The sequence below is a fragment of the Pseudomonas sp. FSL R10-0399 genome (genome assembly GCF_009600165.1).
GTDB classification, from domain to species: domain Bacteria; phylum Pseudomonadota; class Gammaproteobacteria; order Pseudomonadales; family Pseudomonadaceae; genus Aquipseudomonas; species Aquipseudomonas helleri.
This window is the reverse complement of record NZ_WIWK01000119.1, coordinates 1-17,720: the sequence shown is the minus strand read 5'-3', so window position 1 is coordinate 17,720 and position 17,720 is coordinate 1. Positions and strand designations below refer to the sequence as shown.

General features: G+C 60.1%; 12 protein-coding genes. 6 read left to right on the top strand and 6 right to left on the bottom strand.

What is annotated here, in order from left to right; genetic code table 11:
• The 4 genes from dsbD to GHO41_RS24510 form a co-directional block, all read right to left on the bottom strand.
• A partial coding sequence (gene dsbD, locus GHO41_RS24525) for a protein-disulfide reductase DsbD (RefSeq protein WP_153434877.1) occupies nt 1–958 on the bottom strand: 958 nt, incomplete at its 3' end.
• A 111-nt stretch (nt 959–1,069) separates the two neighbouring features.
• Nucleotides 1,070–1,555, bottom strand: a complete 486-nt coding sequence (locus GHO41_RS24520; RefSeq protein ID WP_153434876.1) for a hypothetical protein — start codon at nt 1,553–1,555, stop codon at nt 1,070–1,072.
• 165 nt (nt 1,556–1,720) lie between these two features.
• Nucleotides 1,721–2,680, bottom strand: a complete 960-nt coding sequence (locus GHO41_RS30810; RefSeq protein WP_371929026.1) for a methyl-accepting chemotaxis protein — start codon at nt 2,678–2,680, stop codon at nt 1,721–1,723.
• Between the two features lie 1,109 nt (nt 2,681–3,789).
• Nucleotides 3,790–5,406 (bottom strand): diguanylate cyclase, encoded by a 1,617-nt coding sequence (locus tag GHO41_RS24510; RefSeq protein ID WP_048366502.1) that lies wholly within the window; start codon nt 5,404–5,406, stop codon nt 3,790–3,792.
• 397 nt (nt 5,407–5,803) lie between these two features.
• On the opposite strand from GHO41_RS24510, the gene GHO41_RS24505 reads away from it, so the two are divergent.
• From GHO41_RS24505 to speA, 4 genes are all read left to right on the top strand, one after another.
• The gene (locus GHO41_RS24505) at nt 5,804–6,763 is read left to right on the top strand and encodes a DUF2333 family protein (protein WP_371929025.1); all 960 of its coding nucleotides are present in this window, start codon (nt 5,804–5,806) and stop codon (nt 6,761–6,763) included.
• A 3-nt stretch (nt 6,764–6,766) separates the two neighbouring features.
• Nucleotides 6,767–7,309 carry an NUDIX hydrolase gene (locus GHO41_RS24500; RefSeq protein ID WP_153434874.1) on the top strand — a complete coding sequence of 181 codons (543 nt, stop codon included), beginning with the start codon at nt 6,767–6,769 and terminating at the stop codon, nt 7,307–7,309.
• A 298-nt stretch (nt 7,310–7,607) separates the two neighbouring features.
• Nucleotides 7,608–7,979 carry a translation initiation factor Sui1 gene (locus GHO41_RS24495; RefSeq protein ID WP_048366499.1) on the top strand — a complete coding sequence of 124 codons (372 nt, stop codon included), beginning with the start codon at nt 7,608–7,610 and terminating at the stop codon, nt 7,977–7,979.
• Nucleotides 7,980–8,196: 217 nt separating this feature from the next.
• Complete coding sequence (speA, locus tag GHO41_RS24490) at nt 8,197–10,110, top strand: arginine decarboxylase (protein WP_048366498.1); 1,914 nt, start codon at nt 8,197–8,199, stop codon at nt 10,108–10,110.
• Nucleotides 10,111–10,194: 84 nt separating this feature from the next.
• Here the strand turns inward: speA and GHO41_RS24485 are convergent, their stop codons facing one another.
• The gene (locus tag GHO41_RS24485; RefSeq protein ID WP_153434873.1) at nt 10,195–11,523 is read right to left on the bottom strand and encodes an MATE family efflux transporter; all 1,329 of its coding nucleotides are present in this window, start codon (nt 11,521–11,523) and stop codon (nt 10,195–10,197) included.
• A gap of 257 nt (nt 11,524–11,780) precedes the next feature.
• Here GHO41_RS24485 and GHO41_RS24480 point away from each other — a divergent pair, with 257 nt between their 5' ends.
• Nucleotides 11,781–16,673 (top strand): alpha-2-macroglobulin, encoded by a 4,893-nt coding sequence (locus GHO41_RS24480; protein ID WP_153434872.1) that lies wholly within the window; start codon nt 11,781–11,783, stop codon nt 16,671–16,673.
• Nucleotides 16,674–16,756: 83 nt separating this feature from the next.
• Here GHO41_RS24480 and GHO41_RS24475 read toward each other — a convergent pair whose 3' ends face one another.
• The gene (locus GHO41_RS24475; RefSeq protein WP_048366495.1) at nt 16,757–17,050 is read right to left on the bottom strand and encodes a hypothetical protein; all 294 of its coding nucleotides are present in this window, start codon (nt 17,048–17,050) and stop codon (nt 16,757–16,759) included.
• Between the two features lie 85 nt (nt 17,051–17,135).
• Here GHO41_RS24475 and GHO41_RS24470 point away from each other — a divergent pair.
• Nucleotides 17,136–17,720: transglycosylase domain-containing protein (locus tag GHO41_RS24470; protein WP_178126568.1), on the top strand; the 585-nt coding region annotated here is incomplete at its 3' end.

The window sequence follows — 17,720 nt, the reverse complement described above, 5'->3', positions numbered from 1 at the left end:
CCCCTGCCAGCGGGGCCGAAACGCACGGCGACACCAGCAGGCTGGAGACCACGCCCAGCACCGCTGCGCCCCACAGCGAACCGCCCTGGGTGCGATTGGCAACGCGGTCCAGGCGGTTGCTGATGGCCTGCGGTAACTTGAGTTCGAATACCCCAAACATCGCCAGGGCAAAAACCCCGAAGAACAGCGCAAAGGGCACCAGCACCCACACCGATTGCAGGCGGGCCTGCAAATTCAGTTGTGCGCCGAACATCCCCATCAAAGCGCCCAACAGCGCAAAACAGGCCGCCATCGGCAGCACATAAGCCAGCGACAGACTAAAGCCACGCAGCCCGCCAACCTGGCCGCGCAACACCACGCCCGACAGAATCGGCAGCATGGGCAGCACGCAAGGGGTAAAGGTCAGGCCTAGCCCAGCGAGGAAAAACAGCGCCAGATCGCGCCAGTTCCAGGACGTTGCGGGCGCATTCGTGCTTTCAGTGGCCGTTGGCCCCGGTGTGCCAGCGATGCTCAGGCGTTCGGTTTCAGGCGGGTAGCACAACCCCTTGTCGGCGCAGCCCTGGTAGCTGACCACCAGCGTGAAGGGGCGTTGATCGTTGGTCGGGCGCGGGATATCGACATCGAGAATGCCGTGATAGACCTCCACGTCGCCAAAGTACTCATCGTGTTTTTGCTCGCCTGCGGGCAATTGCGCTGTGCCCAGCGCGATGTCAGCCGGTTCGGTCTTGAAGGCAAAGCGATGGCGGTAGAGGTAATACCCTTCGGTCGGCACAAAACGCAGTTTGATCGTCTCGGGGGTGCTGTCGATCAAGTTCAGCTTGAAGGCTTCGCGCACCGGCAAAAAATCGGCACTGTTATTGATCGCCCCCAGAGTGGCGCTGGGACGCGAGTCCAGCAGTCCCGTGGCCATGACCGGCAGGGTAAACAGCAGGCAGAGAACAAAGAGCAGGCGGCGCATAAGAATCTCGCTGATAAAACGTGCGGGCATGATAACGGAGTGAGCTGGCGAATCGTGAAGGTGGGGGCTTTTTGATCATCAAGATCAAAAGATCGCGAGGCAAGCTCGCTCCTACAGGGGGCGGGGGTTGGGTTTGGCCGGGAGGTCTTTGATGATGAATTTCATGTCAACGTCATTGCGTTTATAGACCCATGAAAGACGTCGATCAGTGCCTTTTTCACAGGCTTTATCCATGACGCCAACCAAAATGATGGTAATGCTGATGCCTTCTTCCATGGGTAGTTCGCATTTCACTTGTTCATACTTCAACGCCCCCAACGGCTGATAGGTGAAGTCGCCGGTACTTTTAAAAACATGTTTTTTTAAATCGCCGAGCGCCACGTTAGAAGTCGCCGGCAGTGAAATAAAACGCAGTACAGCGCTTAAGGCTTCAGCCTCAGGCAGTTCATACGAGGTGGCCGCAAGCGGCAGAATCAGGCACGGCCGCATGTTCTGGCGGTCCGGCGCGCAGGGGTAACCGGCAGGGTAGTCAATAATGACGGCTATATAGCGCGACTGGTTTTCAATGTGCAGCGTTGCGCTTTCACTGAGCGGCAAATACAGAGCAAACACTAGAAGAATGGTTTGTCTCATGGCGCACCTGTTGATGTCGTACAGGAAACAGCCTGTTTAAGCGCTGCCTAATACAACATCAATTTAATATCACTCCTGACAGCAATAGATACTGTCAGAAGTAACAGGTACACCGGCTTTAGGGTTGATTCATACCCGAAAGGCTTGCACCGCGGTATTAAGTTCGCTCCCAAGTTGCAACAGTTGCTGGCTTTGATTGCGGGCAATACCGATGCGTTGCAAGTTGTCGTCGCCTAATAAATGGATGCGCTCACTGTGATCGCGGATCTCACTCACAGCGCCGCTTTGTTGCGCAGTGACGTCGGCGATACGCACCGCCGTGTCGGAGATGGTGGTAATGGCGCCGACAATTTCATCCAGTGCGCCATCGGCGTCCTGGGCCTGTTGTGCGGTGGCTTTGGCATGCTCCACCTGCGCGCGCATGCCTTCAACCGATTGGCGCGCCGCCAGTTGCAGCCCGGCAATCAGGTTCTGGATTTCGTTGGTCGCGCCTGCGGTGCGCTGCGCCAGGGAGCGGACTTCTTCGGCAACTACAGCAAAGCCACGGCCCATCTCGCCCGCGCGGGCGGCTTCAATGGCGGCGTTGAGTGCCAGCAGGTTGGTCTGGTCAGCGATAGAGCGAATCACCGTGAGGACGCCGCCAATGGTCGCTGACTCTTCGGCCAGGCGCTCGACCGTCTGCGCATTGCCTTGCACTTCGCCTACCAGTGCGTGAAGGCCGGTGAGGCTTTGCCCGATCACTAATTGCCCTTGCGCTACGGCGGCACCGGCATTGCGGCTGGCGTTTGCGGCCTGGCTGGCATCGCCGGCCACTTGGGAAATGGTCGCCTCCAGTTCACCCAGGGCGTCGCGAATTTGCGCGGTGTCACCGGCCTGACGCTCGGCGCCGCCGTGCAAATCGGTGCTCAGTTGCGCCAGGGTCTGGCTGCTGCCCGCGACCTGCTCGGCGTTCAGGCGAATGGTGCCCACCAGGTTCACCAGATAAGCCCGCAGGCGATTCAGTGAAGCCTCGATGTCATGCAGTTCGCGGTTGGTTTTGCCCAGTTTAATGTCGCGGCTGAAGTCGCCTTCGGCCCACGTCGAGAGCATTGGCGCCAGATAGGTCAGCACCCGCGCCAGCTTGCGTTGCAGGGTGTCGATCAACAGCGCAATCAGCAGGATCAGGCCAATCATCAGGCCTTGCATCAGCCGCACTTCGTCTTGAATCTGCCCGTGCTGGGCGCGGACCACCGGCTCCAGCTCGGCAATGGCGTGTTGCACCGCGTCCAGTTTGCGGTGCGTGGTGGAACTCAACTGGGTGCGTTGTTCGATCTGCGTCTGGGTGCGTTTAAGCTCGGCCGGGTAGCGGCTCAGCAGGTTGTTCAGTTCCCGCTTGAGGTTGACCCCGGCATCTTCGATCTGGGTGCTCTGATTGGCTTCGAGGCCCATCATTGCGGCGAAGTCGTCATTGCCCGAAGTGCTTTTGCTGCTGACGCCGAGCAGGGGCAGGGCGTCGATTTGCTGCGCCTGGGCCTGGATGCTGGCCAGTTCGCGCTCTACGTCACCGGCCAATTCACTGCGTCCGCTGCTGACCAGTTTGTCGCGGTTCAACGACAGCTTGGCCAGGTGCAGCGAGGCGGTCATTAGCGGCGGTAAATAGTGCGGCGCTTCTGGGGTATTGGCTTCGCTGGCGTATTGGCTGAGTTGTTCGAGGTTGGCGGCCAGTTCGCGCTCGGCTTGCAGCAACAAGGCTTGTGGGTCGCCGGCCAGTTTGCCCGCTGCCAGCAGTTCGGTATTACTGAAGCTATTGAGGTTCTCAAGGCTGGGGCGCACGGTCTCGGCCAGCGCCGGTGGCAGCGGGGCAAGCTGACTTTGGAGTGTCTCCAGGGCGCTGTTGGCTTCGCTCAAACGCACCGCATCGCCACTGGCCAAGTAGTCTTCAATGTTGCGGGCGACCTGGTTTTGAAAGTGCTGCGACAGGCTCAAGTAGCGCTCCATCAACAGATACGGGCGCTCCAGCGCCTGTTGCGACCACCATAAAGTAGCGCCCAGCGCGAGGCACACGGCGACCAGCAACAGGGTGTTGAGGTTGGTTAGCAGCTTCAGACGCATAAGAGATTCTGCCTACTACGCAGTGAGAAGCGGCTGAAGTTATTGCATTTAAGTTACAGCGATATGACGAGCCGGCCTGGCTCGGCACAAATAGTGGCGATTAGCCTTTATCGAGTGAAACGTTGCACCTGATTGCGGCCATTGTTCTTTGCGAAGTACAGCGCTTCATCAGCCTGTGACGCCATTTTCAGGCTGTCGGACTCGCCGTGCAGTTGCACCACGCCTGCACTGAATGAGCACCACAGATCGTTGGGCTGGGCCGGGTAGTGGATTTCGCTGAAACGCTGGCGAATCATGTTGAGCACGTTGTAGGCAGACTCTTGATCGGTGTCGGGCATGACAATCGCAAACTCTTCACCGCCATAGCGGCCAATAAAGTCGGTCTTGCGCAGGCGCTGCTTGAGGTACAGCGCGAGGCTCTTGATCACGCGGTCGCCCATGGGGTGGCCGTAGCAGTCGTTGACCCGTTTGAAGTGGTCAAGGTCGAGCATCGCAAAGCTCAAAGGGCGATTTTCACGGCGGGCGCGGAAGGTGCAGTCTTCGAGCAGTTGCAGGATGTGCGTGTGGTTAAACAGCCCGGTCAGGCTGTCGCGGACCATGCGCGCTTTTAAATGCCGGGCCCGGGCGGCGCGATTGCGCACGGTGGTGATGAGGTGACGGGGCTGGATGGGCTTGGTCAAAAAATCATCACCGCCCTCGCTCATGGCGTCGAGCTGTTTGTCCATGTCGTCTTCGGCCGACAGGTAAATGATCGGCACGCTGACGTAGCGATCATTGTGGCGAATGACTTTGGCCAGCTCGGTGCCGGTGCAGGTCGGCATGTACATGTCGAGGATGATCAGGTCGGGCTGAAAGTCCGCCAACTCGGCCATGGTTTGAATCGGCTCGGTCAGCGTGCGGGTGATGATCCCGGCGCTGTTGAGCAGGCGTTCGGTGTGCAACGCCTGCGCCCGCGAGTCGTCGATGATCAGCACTTTATACGGTTCGTACTGTGCCACGCAGGTCAGCACCTCGATCTTCTCCATCAGGCTGGAGACTTCGAGGGTGCCGGTCAAAAACGCTTGCCCACCGGCGCGCACGGCGGCAAGGCGGGTGGGAGTGTCGGTTTCATGCTGACTGAAAAACAACAGCGGCAGCTTTTGTTCAAGCCCGACCTGGACCTCTTCGGCCAACGCCAGGCCCTGGTTGGGGCCAGCGAAATCGACCTCTATTACGATGGCCGCCGGGTGGCGCTCGATCATGGCCTGACGAAAGGCGCCAGGGCTGTCAAAGGCCACGGCACTGAGTTCAAAAAACTCCAGTTGCGTGCTAAGGCGCTGAGCGCGTTCATGGTCTTGCAGAAGGATGTAGATCGGTTTGCGCAGCGGCGGCAGGGCGGTGTGCCCGAGTTGATCGCCGTGGCGCAGGCCGGTGCGTGACAGGCGTTGCATCAGCCGGTTGAGTTCGGTGATCAACGGGCTGCTCAGTCGGCCGCGATTGTCGGCCACCTGTTGCAGCACCGCGTCGGTGGCCTGTGACAGTTCGCTGTGCTCGGGTTGGTCGAAACGCTCGGCAAAGCGCAGCAGGCGCAGATTGGCTTCGCTGAATTCAGCGAGGCCTGCGGGTGACCATTCCTGAGTCTGCATGCGCTGCCAAATTTCAAGAATCTGACGGGCCTGGTGCGTAACGCGCTGGGCGAAGTGGTGCTTCAGGCGTTCGTGGCTGAGGTCTTCGTGCTCGGTCATATCCTGGCTGCTGGGTAAGGGGCATGCTGGGGTCGAGTGATGGCTCTATGCTAGCACCTAGTGTTGGCTTGATCCGGTCTTACCTTGAAATTAACTCGCCCACACCGATATTAGCCATTGGCCGCCCTTGCGTAGGCGTGGCTGCACGCATGTTTTATAGTGCCGGGCCGATCTGGCCTTGCGGTTTCGGCACTTAGCCTAGCCGTGATTAAAAATCGTGCAACAAGGCACGATGAGGTAGGGTTGTGGTCGAACTGTTGAATCAAGCATCTGAAAGGACATAGCCATGCTGGACTGGAAAAAACGAGAGGGCGACAGCGCCCGCGAGTCGGTCAAGGATACCCAAGCAAAGCCGCGTGGCTATTTCAAAAGCATTCTGCTGAGCCGCTCGATTGCCATGCTGGTCGGCATTTATGTGGTGGTGTGCCTGGGCCTTGGCTGGTACTGGAGCCGCGAACCAGACCTGTTCCCGGTGCAGCAAAATGCACAGCTGGCGGCTGAAAAAAGCGGCCAGAAAATGGTTCCGGGCTTCACCACCGTAGAAACCCTGAAAACCGTAGCCGGGACCTTGCTCAATAAACCCGGCGGCTACTTGTCCAACGACCGCTTCCCGCCGGGTGTCTTGCTGGACAACATTCCGAGCTGGGAATACGGCGTGCTGGTGCAGGTGCGTGACCTGACCCGTGCCCTGCGTAAAGACTTCGCCCGTTCGCAATCGCAGTCGGCCGAAGACGCGGATCTGGCCAAGGCCGAGCCTCGTTTCAACTTTGACAACAAGAGCTGGATGCTGCCGTCCAGTGAGTCGGAGTACCAGGAAGGCATCAACTCCCTGAGCCGTTATCAAGCGCGCTTGTCTGACCCTGATCAGAAAAACGCCTTGTTCTACGCCCGTGCTGACAACCTCAACAACTGGTTGGGTGATGTGGGGACGCGTCTGGGTTCGCTGTCGCAGCGCCTGTCGGCCAGTGTTGGTCGGGTCAAACTGAACACCACGCTGAAAACCGAAAGCCTGCTGCCGGGCCAGGTGCCTGTGGTGGACGAAGAAATCGTTGAAACCCCATGGATGCAAATCGACAACGTGTTCTACGAAGCCCGTGGTCAGGCCTGGGCCTTGTCCCACCTGCTGCGCGCGATCGAAGTCGATTTTGCTGATGTACTGGCTAAAAAGAACGCCACGGTCAGCGTGCGCCAGATCATTCGTGAGCTGGAGGCCGCCCAAGAGCCGGTCTGGAGCCCGATGATCCTCAATGGCAGCGGCTTCGGCATTCTGGCTAACCACTCGCTGGTCATGGCCAACTACATCTCGCGGGCGAATGCGGCGGTCATGGACCTTCGTCAATTGCTGTCGCAGGGCTAAGGGATGGCAATCTCTACTTTAGAGGCCGCGCACCGTGCGGCCTCTGATGTCGAACAGGTGGTCTGGGTGGACCGCGACGACCGCGTGCTGGGCGCTTTGCCGCGGCATGAATTGCGCGAGCGCAGCCTGATCGGGCGTGGCACGTTCATCCTGCTGTTCAATTCGGCCGGCGACCTGTGTGTGCATCAACGTACCCTCAGCAAGGCGCTGTATCCGGGGTTTTGGGATGTGGCGGCGGGCGGTATGGTCGGGGCGAATGAAACCTACGAAGAATCGGCCGCCCGTGAACTGGCAGAAGAGCTGGGCGTGAGCGGTATCGAGCTGACGGCCCACGAACGCTTCTACTTTGAGGCACCGCAAAACCACCTGTGGTGCGGGGTGTTTTCCGGGGTTTGGGACGGCCCTTTGCAGGTGCAGCCCGAAGAAGTCCAGCAAGCGCTGTTCATGCCGGTGGCCGAGGCTTTGCGCCTCAGTGAACAGCAGCCCTTTTGCCCGGATTCGCTGGATGCGCTAAGGCGTTATCTGGCGCAGACGTCTTCTTTGTAGTCGCTGCCGAAGGCTGCGATTGGCTGCGCAGCGGCCCGCTTCTCATGATCGCGCGATAAGGTGCTTCGGCTCTTATCGCAGCCTTCGGCAGCGACTACAGGGGGAGTGTCAATTTTTACGCCAATTGGCTATTGGGCCTCGGCGATTTTGTCGTTACACTGCGCGACCTTTTCAGGCTCAGGTGCTTTTGCGCTTGAGTTGCGCTGCCCCTGCCAGAGTGGGGCTTCGCGGTCGGTACACCTTGGCGCAAGCGCGTCATGCACCGACCAATTTTTTGTCCTCCATATGAGGATTGCCGGTGGCCAAAAAAGCCGCATCCTTCGCCGCCTTGGGTGGCCTGGTATTTTCCACCGACGCAGGTCGTCACTGTCCAGACTGTCGTCAGCCAGTAGACGCCTGTACCTGCAAACAAACCCTGATCCCTGCCGGTGATGGCATTGCCCGCGTGCGCCGCGAAAGCAAAGGCCGCGGCGGCAAGACGGTGACGACCATCACGGGCGTACCGTTAGCCGAAGACGCACTCAAGGAACTGGCCACCACGTTGAAAAAACGCTGTGGCACAGGCGGTGCGTTGAAAGACGGCATCATCGAGATCCAGGGCGACCACGTTGAGCTGTTGCTGGCCGAACTGGTCAAGCACGGTTTCAAAGCCAAGAAGTCCGGCGGCTAGCAGCCTCTGTCAAAACCACCGCGTCGTTGTCTTGCTGCCTGAATAAGGCCCGGCAAGGGCGGCTGCCATGGTTTTCACAGAGCCTGTTATTGCGGGTTTCTAAACTCGGCGCTGTTGTCAGGGTCTACCCTGAGCAGACTAATCGTCATTTTTACTCATTAGACTGCGCCGACCTGGTCACAGGTTTGGCTACTTGACTTATATATAGGGGACTTCGATGTCCGTACGACGCACACGCAAAGACGATGGCAGCCAATGGACAGTTGCGGACAGCCGCAGTGTTTACGGGATTCGCCATTGGGGGGCCGGATATTTCGCGATCAATGAAGCCGGTCGCGTAGAAGTCCGTCCGAACGGCCCGAACAGCTCGCCCATCGATCTGTACGAGCAAGTCGACGAACTGCGCCAAAGTGGCTTGTCCTTGCCATTGCTGGTGCGTTTTCCAGATATTTTGCAGGACCGTGTACGCCAGTTGACCGGTGCTTTTGATGCCAACATCGAGCGCCTGGAATACCAGAGCCAGTACACCGCGTTGTACCCGATCAAGGTGAACCAGCAAGAAGCTGTGATCGAGAACATCATCGCCACCCAAAACGTTTCGATTGGCCTTGAAGCCGGCTCCAAGCCAGAGCTGCTGGCCGTGCTGGCGCTGGCCCCGAAAGGCGGCACCATCGTCTGCAACGGTTACAAAGACCGTGAGTTCATTCGCCTGGCTTTGATGGGCCAGAAGCTCGGCCACAACGTGTTCATCGTGATCGAGAAAGAGTCCGAAGTGGACCTGGTGATCGAAGAGGCGGCTTCGCTCAAGGTCAAGCCACAGGTTGGCTTGCGCGTACGCCTGTCGTCGCTGGCGTCGAGCAAATGGGCTGACACCGGTGGTGAAAAATCCAAATTCGGTTTGTCGGCTGCGCAGTTGCTGTCGGTGGTTGAGCGGTTCCGTGGCGCCGGTCTGGACCAAGGCATTCGCCTGCTGCACTTCCACATGGGTTCGCAGATCGCCAACCTGGCCGACTACCAGCACGGCTTCAAAGAAGCGATCCGTTACTACGGTGAACTGCGCAACCTCGGCCTGCCGGTTGACCACATCGACGTGGGCGGCGGTCTGGGCGTTGACTACGACGGCACGCACTCGCGTAACGCCAGCTCGATCAACTACGACATGGACGACTACGCCGGTGTTGTGGTCGGCATGCTCAAAGAGTTCTGCGACGCACAAGGCCTGCCGCACCCGCACATCTTCTCTGAAAGCGGCCGTTCGCTGACGGCGCACCACGCCATGCTGGTGGTGCAAGTGACCGACGTCGAGAAGCACAACGACGACGTGCCAGAGATCGAAAACAAAGAAAGCCTGCCCGAGACCGTGCAGTGGCTGGTGGACCTGCTGGGCCCGACCGACATTGAAATGGTCACCGAAACCTACTGGCGCGCGACGCACTACATGAGCGACGTGGCCACCCAGTACGCGGACGGCAAAATCACCCTGTCGGAAAAAGCCCTGGCCGAGCAGTGCTACTTTGCCGTATGCCGTCGCCTGCACAACTCGTTGAAAGCGCGTCAGCGTTCGCATCGCCAAGTGCTCGACGAACTCAACGACAAGCTGGCCGACAAGTACATCTGCAACTTCTCGGTGTTCCAGAGCCTGCCGGACACCTGGGCGATTGGCCAGGTCCTGCCGATTCTGCCGCTGCATCGCCTGGACGAAGAACCGCTGCGCCGCGCCGTGCTGCAAGACTTGACCTGCGACTCCGACGGCAAGATCAAGCAATACGTCGACGAGCAGAGCATCGAAACCAGCCTGCCGGTTCACGCGCTCAACGAAGGCGAAGACTACTTGCTGGGTATCTTCCTGGTGGGGGCTTACCAGGAAATCCTCGGTGACATGCACAACCTGTTCGGTGACACCGACTCGGTGAACATCTACCAGAAGGCCGATGGCAGCGTGTACCACGCCGGTATCGAGACCCACGACACCATCGAAGACATGCTGCGTTACGTGCACTTGTCGCCCGAGGAGTTGATGACTCACTACCGCGACAAAGTGGCCAGCGCCAAGATCAGCGTCAAAGAGCGCACCCAGTTCCTCGACGCCTTGCGTCTGGGCCTGACGCGTTCGTCTTACTTGTCTTCGTAAGACTCAACTGACCCGTAGGAGCGAGCTCGTCTCGCGATCTTTTGACCCTTTAAAAGATCGCGAGGCAAGCTCGCTCCTACAGGGTTATGAGGTGAACCAGCGGATTCGCGTGGCGTACAGCCCCAATATCGCGCTGCGCAGCACCATAAACAGCAAGAAACTTATCCACAGCCCGTGATTGCCATCGCCCTGCAAGGCCCAGGCAACGGGGAAGGCAATGGCCACGCTCAACAGCATCGCATTGCGCATTTCTCGCGCGCGGGTCGCGCCGATAAACAGCCCGTCCAGCAAATAACTCCACACCGCAATCAATGGCAAAACGGCCATGTACGGCAAGTACTGGAAGGCGGTTTCGCGCACGCTGGCAATGTCGGTTTGCATCTCGACAAACCAGTGCCCGCCCAGCAAAAACAGCAGCGCAAACAGCGCACTGGCGAATAACGACCAACCACACGCAACCACCATCGAACGGCGTAATGCCGTGCGATCACGGGCGCCGATGGCATGCCCGCACAAGGCTTCGACCGCGTGGGCCAGGCCGTCCAGCGCGTGGGCCGTCAACAGCAAGCCATTGAGCAGCAGCGCATTGGCCGCCACGGTGGCGTCACCCAAGCGGGCGCCTTGCACGGTGATGGCGAAAAACACCGATTGCAGCAGCAAACTGCGGATAAAAATATCGCGGTTAACCCCTAACAGTGGTTTCCAGTTTTGCCAGACACGCAGCGCGGCCCAGGCCATCTTGCCCGGATACGCCCGCAGTGCGCCGCGTGTGAGCCACAGGCCGAGCAGGGCGCCGCTCCATTCGGCAATTACCGAGGCCCGCGCTGAACCGACCACGCCCCAGTCCAGGCCGAGAACAAACCACAGGTTGAGGGCAATGTTCATCAGGTTGGTGGTGAGCAAAATCGCCAGCGGCGCCCGGGCGTTTTGCGCCCCCAAAAACCAGCCCACCAGCGCATAACTGGCCAAAGAGGCGGGCAGGCCAAACAGGCGGTTGTGAAAGAACGCCAAGGTCATGTCATGCAGCTCGGGCGAAGGCTGCATCACGCTCAACGCCACGCGGCTGAACGGGAGTGCAATGGCGGCCAGAAACAGCGAAAGCCCCAATCCCAGCAGCAACCCTTGCACAAGGATTTGCCGCAGCGCGGTGCCATCCCCGCGCCCGGCCGCTTGTGCGGCAAAGCCCGTGGTGCCCATGCGCAGAAAGCCCATCATCCAGGCCAGATAGATATACAGGCTGGCGCCCACCGCCACCGCGCCCAATTGATGCGCGTGGGGCAAATGGCCGATCACTGTGCTGTCGACCAGCGCCACCAGCGGCACAGAAATATTCGACAAAATCATCGGCGCAGCCAGCGCCCACACCCGGCGATGGGTCGGGCGGTCGCGCCAGTCGGCTAACAGAAAAGACATGCAGGCTCCTTTGAGGACCGGCATTGTAGAGCGAATGTTTACCCACGGCACACCCTGTGGGAGCCGGGCTTGCCCGCGATTGGGGCGACGAGGGGCGTCAGGCAGATCGAGTTGTTGGCATCGCGAGCAAGCCCGCTCCCACAGAGTGGGCGTCGCGAACCAATTTCGTATTCCCCGGTCAATCTGACCAGCGCGTCTGCCGTTCGCGTCACGCTGTTATATAGTCGCCCCTTCACTGCCACGACAATGAGTACACCATGCTTAACAAAGGACTGTTTCTGGCTTGCGCGTTGGCGCTGCTCAGTGCTTGCGATTCTTCTTCATCCGGCAAGCCCGAGACGCCAAAACCTGCCGCCGTCACGCAGGCCGCCAAGCCGGTTCAAGACCCCAAGGTGCTGGCCGAGCGCTTTGCCGGGCGTGAGTTAAACGTGGTGGATGTCTCTGAAGTGCAGCTGGACGGTGCCAGCACGCTGTCGGTGAGTTTCTCGGTGCCGCTGGACCCCAAGCAAAACTTCGCAGAAAAACTGCACCTGGTCGATGCCAAGACTGGCAAGGTCGATGGCGCCTGGGAGCTGTCGGATAACCTGATGGAAGTGCACCTGCGCCATCTTGAGCCGCAGCGCAAATTGATCCTCACCGTCGACCCCGGCCTGCGTGCCGTCAACGAGGCGACGCTGGCCGCCGAGTACATCAGCCGTCTGGAAACCCGTGACCTGCAACCCACCGTCGGCTTTGCCAGCCGCGGTAACTTGCTGCCGACCCGTCTGGCCGAAGGGTTGCCGGTGATCGCGCTGAATGTCGACAAGGTCGACGTTGAGTTCTTCCGCGTCAAACCCGAATCTCTGCCAGCCTTTCTCAGCCAATGGGGCCGCAACAGCAGCCTGCAAAGCTATGAAGCCAAAGACCTGTTGAGCATGGCCGATCTGGTCTACGGCGGGCGCTTTGACCTGAACCCGGCCCGCAACACCCGCGAAACCTTGATCCTGCCCACTTCGGGGATCAAGCCGTTGCAGCAGCCGGGCGTGTACCTGGCGGTGATGACCGCGTCCGGCAGCTACAACTATTCGACCCCGGCCACTTTGTTCACCCTCAGTGACATCGGCCTTTCCGTGCACCGTTATCAGAAGCGTCTGGATGTGTTCACCCAGGCGCTGGAGGGCGGCAGTGCCTTGGCCAATGTGGATCTGGAGTTGCTCGACGGCAAAGGCAAAATGCTCGCCCAAGGCAAAACCGATAAACAAGGCCACGCCGAACTGGCCTTGCCGCCCAAGGCCGAAGTGCTGCTGGCGCGTCAGGGCGACCAGACCAGTTTGCTGCGCTTGAACACAGCGGCGCTGGATTTGGCCGAGTTCGACATCGCTGGCCCGCAGGCGCACCCGCTGCAATTTTTTGTGTTTGGCCCGCGTGACCTGTATCGCCCTGGCGAAACCGTGCTGCTCAATGCTTTGCTGCGTGATCGCGACGGCAAGCCGGTCAAGCCGCAGCCGGTCAGCGTAGAAGTACGGCGCCCGGACGAGCAAGTCAGCCGCAAGTTTGTCTGGGAGCCCGATGCTTCGGGCTTTTATCAGTATTCGCTGGCACTGGCAGGCGAGGCGCCGACCGGGCGCTGGCAGTTGGTGTTCGATCTGGGTGACGGCAAGCCGCAGTTGTATGAGTTCTCGGTCGAAGACTTCTTGCCGGAGCGCATGGCGCTGGAACTTAAAGGCAGCGACACACCGCTGCGTCCTGAGCAAAACGCTGAGATTCAGGTCACGGGCCGTTACCTGTATGGCTCCCCGGCAGCGGGCAATCGCTTGAGCGGCCAAGTCTACGTGCGGCCCCTGCGCGAGGCAGTCAGCGCATTGCCGGGTTATCAATTCGGCTCTGTGACCGAGAACGAGTTGACCCAGGACCTGGAGCTGGACGAAAGCGTGCTCAACGCAGATGGCAAAGAAACCCTCACGATTGATAGCCAGTGGAGCGAAGCCAAGTCGCCGCTGCAGGTGATTGTGCAGGCCAGCTTGCAAGAGTCCGGTGGTCGCCCGATCACCCGACGGCTGGTGCAGCCGGTCTGGCCAGCGGAGCGCTTGCCGGGGCTTCGCGAGTTGTTTGACGGGACTGAAACCGATGGCGATGGCCCGGCCGAATTCGAGCTGTTGGTCGCGGACACTCAGGGCAACAAGCTGGCGGCTGAAAACCTCAAGGTGCGCTTGGTGCGCGAACGCCGTGACTACTACTGGAACTACTCGGACAGCGACGGCTGGAGCTATCACTACAACGAGAAGTTTCTGAACCTCAACGAAGAAATGGTCAGCGTGAAGGCCGGAGAAACCGCCAAGGTCAGCTTCCCGGTGGAGTGGGGCCCGTACCGTGTCGAGGTCGAAGACCCGCAAACCGGGTTGGTCAGCAGCGTGCGTTTCTGGGCCGGTTATCGTGCCCAGGACAACGCCGAAGGCGGCGCCGTACGCCCGGATCAGGTCAAGCTGGCGCTGGACAAGGCCGCGTACAGCGATGGTGATACCGCTAAAGTCACGGTCACGCCGCCCGCTGCGGGCAAAGGTTATCTGCTGGTCGAAGGCAGTGATGGGCCGTTGTGGTGGGAAGAAATTGAAGTCCCGGCTGAAGGCAAAACCTTCGACATCAAACTCGACCCGACGTGGGCGCGCCACGATTTGTATGTTAGTGCGCTGGTGATTCGCCCCGGTGAGCGTAAAACCAATATCACCCCAAAACGTGCCGTGGGTGTGTTGCACCTGCCGCTTGACCGGACCCAGCGCAAGTTGGCGCTGACCCTCGAAGCGCCTGAAAAAATGCGTCCCAAACAACCGCTGACGGTGAAGATTCAGGCTAAAAACGCCGACGGTAGCACTCCCCAACAAGCCCATGTATTGCTGGCCGCGGTGGACGTCGGAGTGCTGAACATTACCGATTACCCAACCCCGGATCCTTACGCCAGCCTGTTTGGGCGCAAGGCCTATGGCGCCGACCAACTGGATATTTACGGGCAACTGATCGAGGCCGGGCAGGGCCGTTTGGCCAGCCTCGCATTCGGCGGTGACGCAGCCCTGGCCAAAGGCGGTAAACGCCCGGCCACCAGCGTGAACATCGTCGCGCTGCAAAGTGCACCGGTCACTCTGAATGCGCAGGGCGAAGGCGAAGTCAGCGTTAATATCCCGGACTTCAACGGCGAACTGCGCTTGATGGCGCAAGCCTGGACCGATGATCGCTACGGCATGGCCCAGGCCAAAACCGTGGTCGCTGCACCCTTGGTGGCCGAGTTGGCCGCACCGCGCTTTTTGGCCGGAGGGGACGAGACCCGCTTGGCGCTGGACCTGTCCAACCTGACCGAAAAACCGCAAAAACTGACCGTCACCCTCAACGCTGACGGCCAACTCAACCTGCTCGGTGAGGCTACGCAAAACGTCACGTTGAGCCCTGGCCAGCGCAGCACGTTGCAGATCCCGGTCAAGGCGCTGGGTGGTTTTGGTACGGGCGTGGTCAAGGTCACCGTGAGTGGCCTGGACCTGCCGGGTGAAACCCTGGCGCCATTCAGCCGCGAATGGACGTTGGGCGTGCGCCCGGCGTACCCGGCGTTGCTCAAGCATTATCGGGCGGTGCTCACGGATCAGCCGTGGAGCCTGCCAGAAGGTGAGTTGCAGGCCTTTGAACCGGCCGGGCGCGAAGCCTTGCTGAGCCTGTCGAGCCGCCCGCCGTTGAACCTGGGCGAACAGATTCGTGCGCTCAAGGCGTACCCGTATGGCTGCTCCGAGCAAACCACCAGCGGCTTGTACCCGGCGCTGTATGCTGACGCGGCGTTGCTCAAACGCCTGGGCCTGGAAGGTGAGCCGGACGCCGAGCGCACCCGCAAAATTGAACTGGGGATCGAGCGCCTGCTGGGCATGCAGCGCTACAACGGCAGCTTTGGCCTGTGGGGCGCAGACGGGCAGGAAGAGTATTGGCTGACCGCTTACATCACCGACTTCCTGCTGCGCGCCCGAGATCAGGGCTACGCCGTACCGGCCGATGCGTTGAAAAAAGCCAACGAGCGGCTGCTGCGGTATGTGCAAGAGCGCAACCTGATCGAAGCCGACTACAGCGACAACCTCGACCACACCCGCTTTGCTGTGCAGGCCTATGCGGCGCTGGTTCTGGCCCGCAGCCAGCAGGCGCCGCTGGGCGCATTGCGCAGTATTTTTGAGCGTCGCAGCGATGCGCGTTCAGGCTTGCCGCTGGTGCAACTGTCGATTGCCTTGCAGAAAATGGGCGATCAGCCGCGTGCCGATCAGGCGTTATTGGCCGGGTTGGCGGCCAAGCGCCAAGGCAATCAATGGCTGGGCGATTACGGCAGCCCGCTGCGCGATCAGGCGCTGATCGTGGCACTGCTGGAAGAGAACAACCTGATGAGCGGCCAGCGTGAGCAGCGTCTGTTTGAGCTGTCAGATCTGTTGGCGGCCAGCCGCTGGTTGTCGACCCAGGAGCGTAACTCGCTGTTCCTGGCCGGGCGTGATCTGTTGAGTAAGCCAGAAGCCAAGTGGTCGGCGCAGCTCACCAGCGGCGAGCAAATCCGCGAGCTGAATAACCAGCAGTCGGGCCTCAAGCTTGACGGGCCATTGCTGACGCAGCCGCTGACGTTGCGCAACGAAGGCAGCGACGCGGTGTATCAACAGCTGACGATTTCGGGTTATCCACAGCAGGCCCCGGCAGCGGGTGGCGAGAACATGAGTATTCGCCGCGATTACCTGGGCATGAATGGCGAGCCGTTGAACATCAAGGCCCTGAAAAGCGGCGATCTGGTGTTGGTGCACGTGGCCGTCACGGCCAAGCAGGCGGTGCCGGATGCGTTGGTCGTCGATTTGCTGCCAGCGGGGCTTGAGCTGGAAAACCAGAACCTGGGGCAGAGTGCGGCCAGCCTTGAAAATGCCAGCACCGAGGTCAAGCAATGGCGCGAAGCGATGCAATACGCCAGTGTGCAGCATCAGGAATACCGCGATGACCGTTACGTCGCGGCGGTCAAATTGGACGGCTATGGCACCACGCACCTGTTGTATCTGGCGCGTGCCGTGACGCCGGGCACCTATCGCGTACCGCCGCCGCAAGTGGAGTCGATGTACCGGCCCAACTGGCAGGCCGTGGGCGAAACCCCCGGTGACATGGTGATCAAGACCCGCTAACCCCACCCCTGTAACCCAACCCCTTGTAGGAGCGAGCTTGCCTCGCGATCTTTTGATGTTTAAAAGACCGCGAGGCTACGGCGTCAGTTAATAATCCAGCTCAACACCCACAGCCCCAGCAGCAGCCAGATCACGCCGCCGATGATGGAGGCGCGCATAAAGGCGCGCACGGCGTTGTACAAAAACAGCAGCCCGAGCACCAGCACAGCAATGCTGACGATAGAGGTGTCCATGCCCAAGGCGCGGGCCATACCGTCGATAAAGTTGCTGCCCGCTTGAGTGATCATGGTGAACAGGCCGCTCAAGCTTTCGACGATCCAGCGAACGACAGTGCCCAACCACAGGCCCAGATTTCCAATAAAGCTTTCGACGTGCATGGGGATGTCCCGATCAATAAGATGGCCACTGTGCCAGAGATACCCCTTAGGCAACCAGACCAGGTGCAAAGTTGCGTAATGAGTAATGCTTAAAAAGATCGTGCTGTGGAGCACCTGCGGCCTGTTGCTGGCAGTCGCATTGCTGTGGCTGGCCGACCGGCTGTGGCCTTTGCCGTTGCCCAAGGATGACTTGGCCCGTGTGGTATTGGCCGAAGACGGCACGCCGCTGTGGCGCTTTGCCGATGCCAATGGCGTATGGCGCTACCCCGTGCAAACGGACGAGGTGTCGCCGTATTACCTTGAGGCGTTGCTGACCTACGAAGATCGCTGGTTTTATCAGCATCGGGGGGTTAACCCGCTGGCCTTGGGCCGGGCGGCCTGGCAAAACCTCAGCGGCGGACGAGTGCTGTCGGGGGGCAGTACCTTGTCGATGCAGGTCGCCCGTTTGCTCGATCCCCATGAGCGCACGTTGCCCGGCAAGTTGCGCCAGTTGTGGCGTACGGCGCAGCTGGAGTGGCATCTTTCCAAGTCCGAGATCTTGAACCTGTACCTCAATCGCGCGCCGTTTGGCGGGACGTTACAGGGGGTGGCGGCGGCCAGTTGGGCGTATCTGGGCAAGTCGCCGCAGCAGCTCACGCGCTCCGAAGCCGCGCTACTGGCCGTGTTGCCG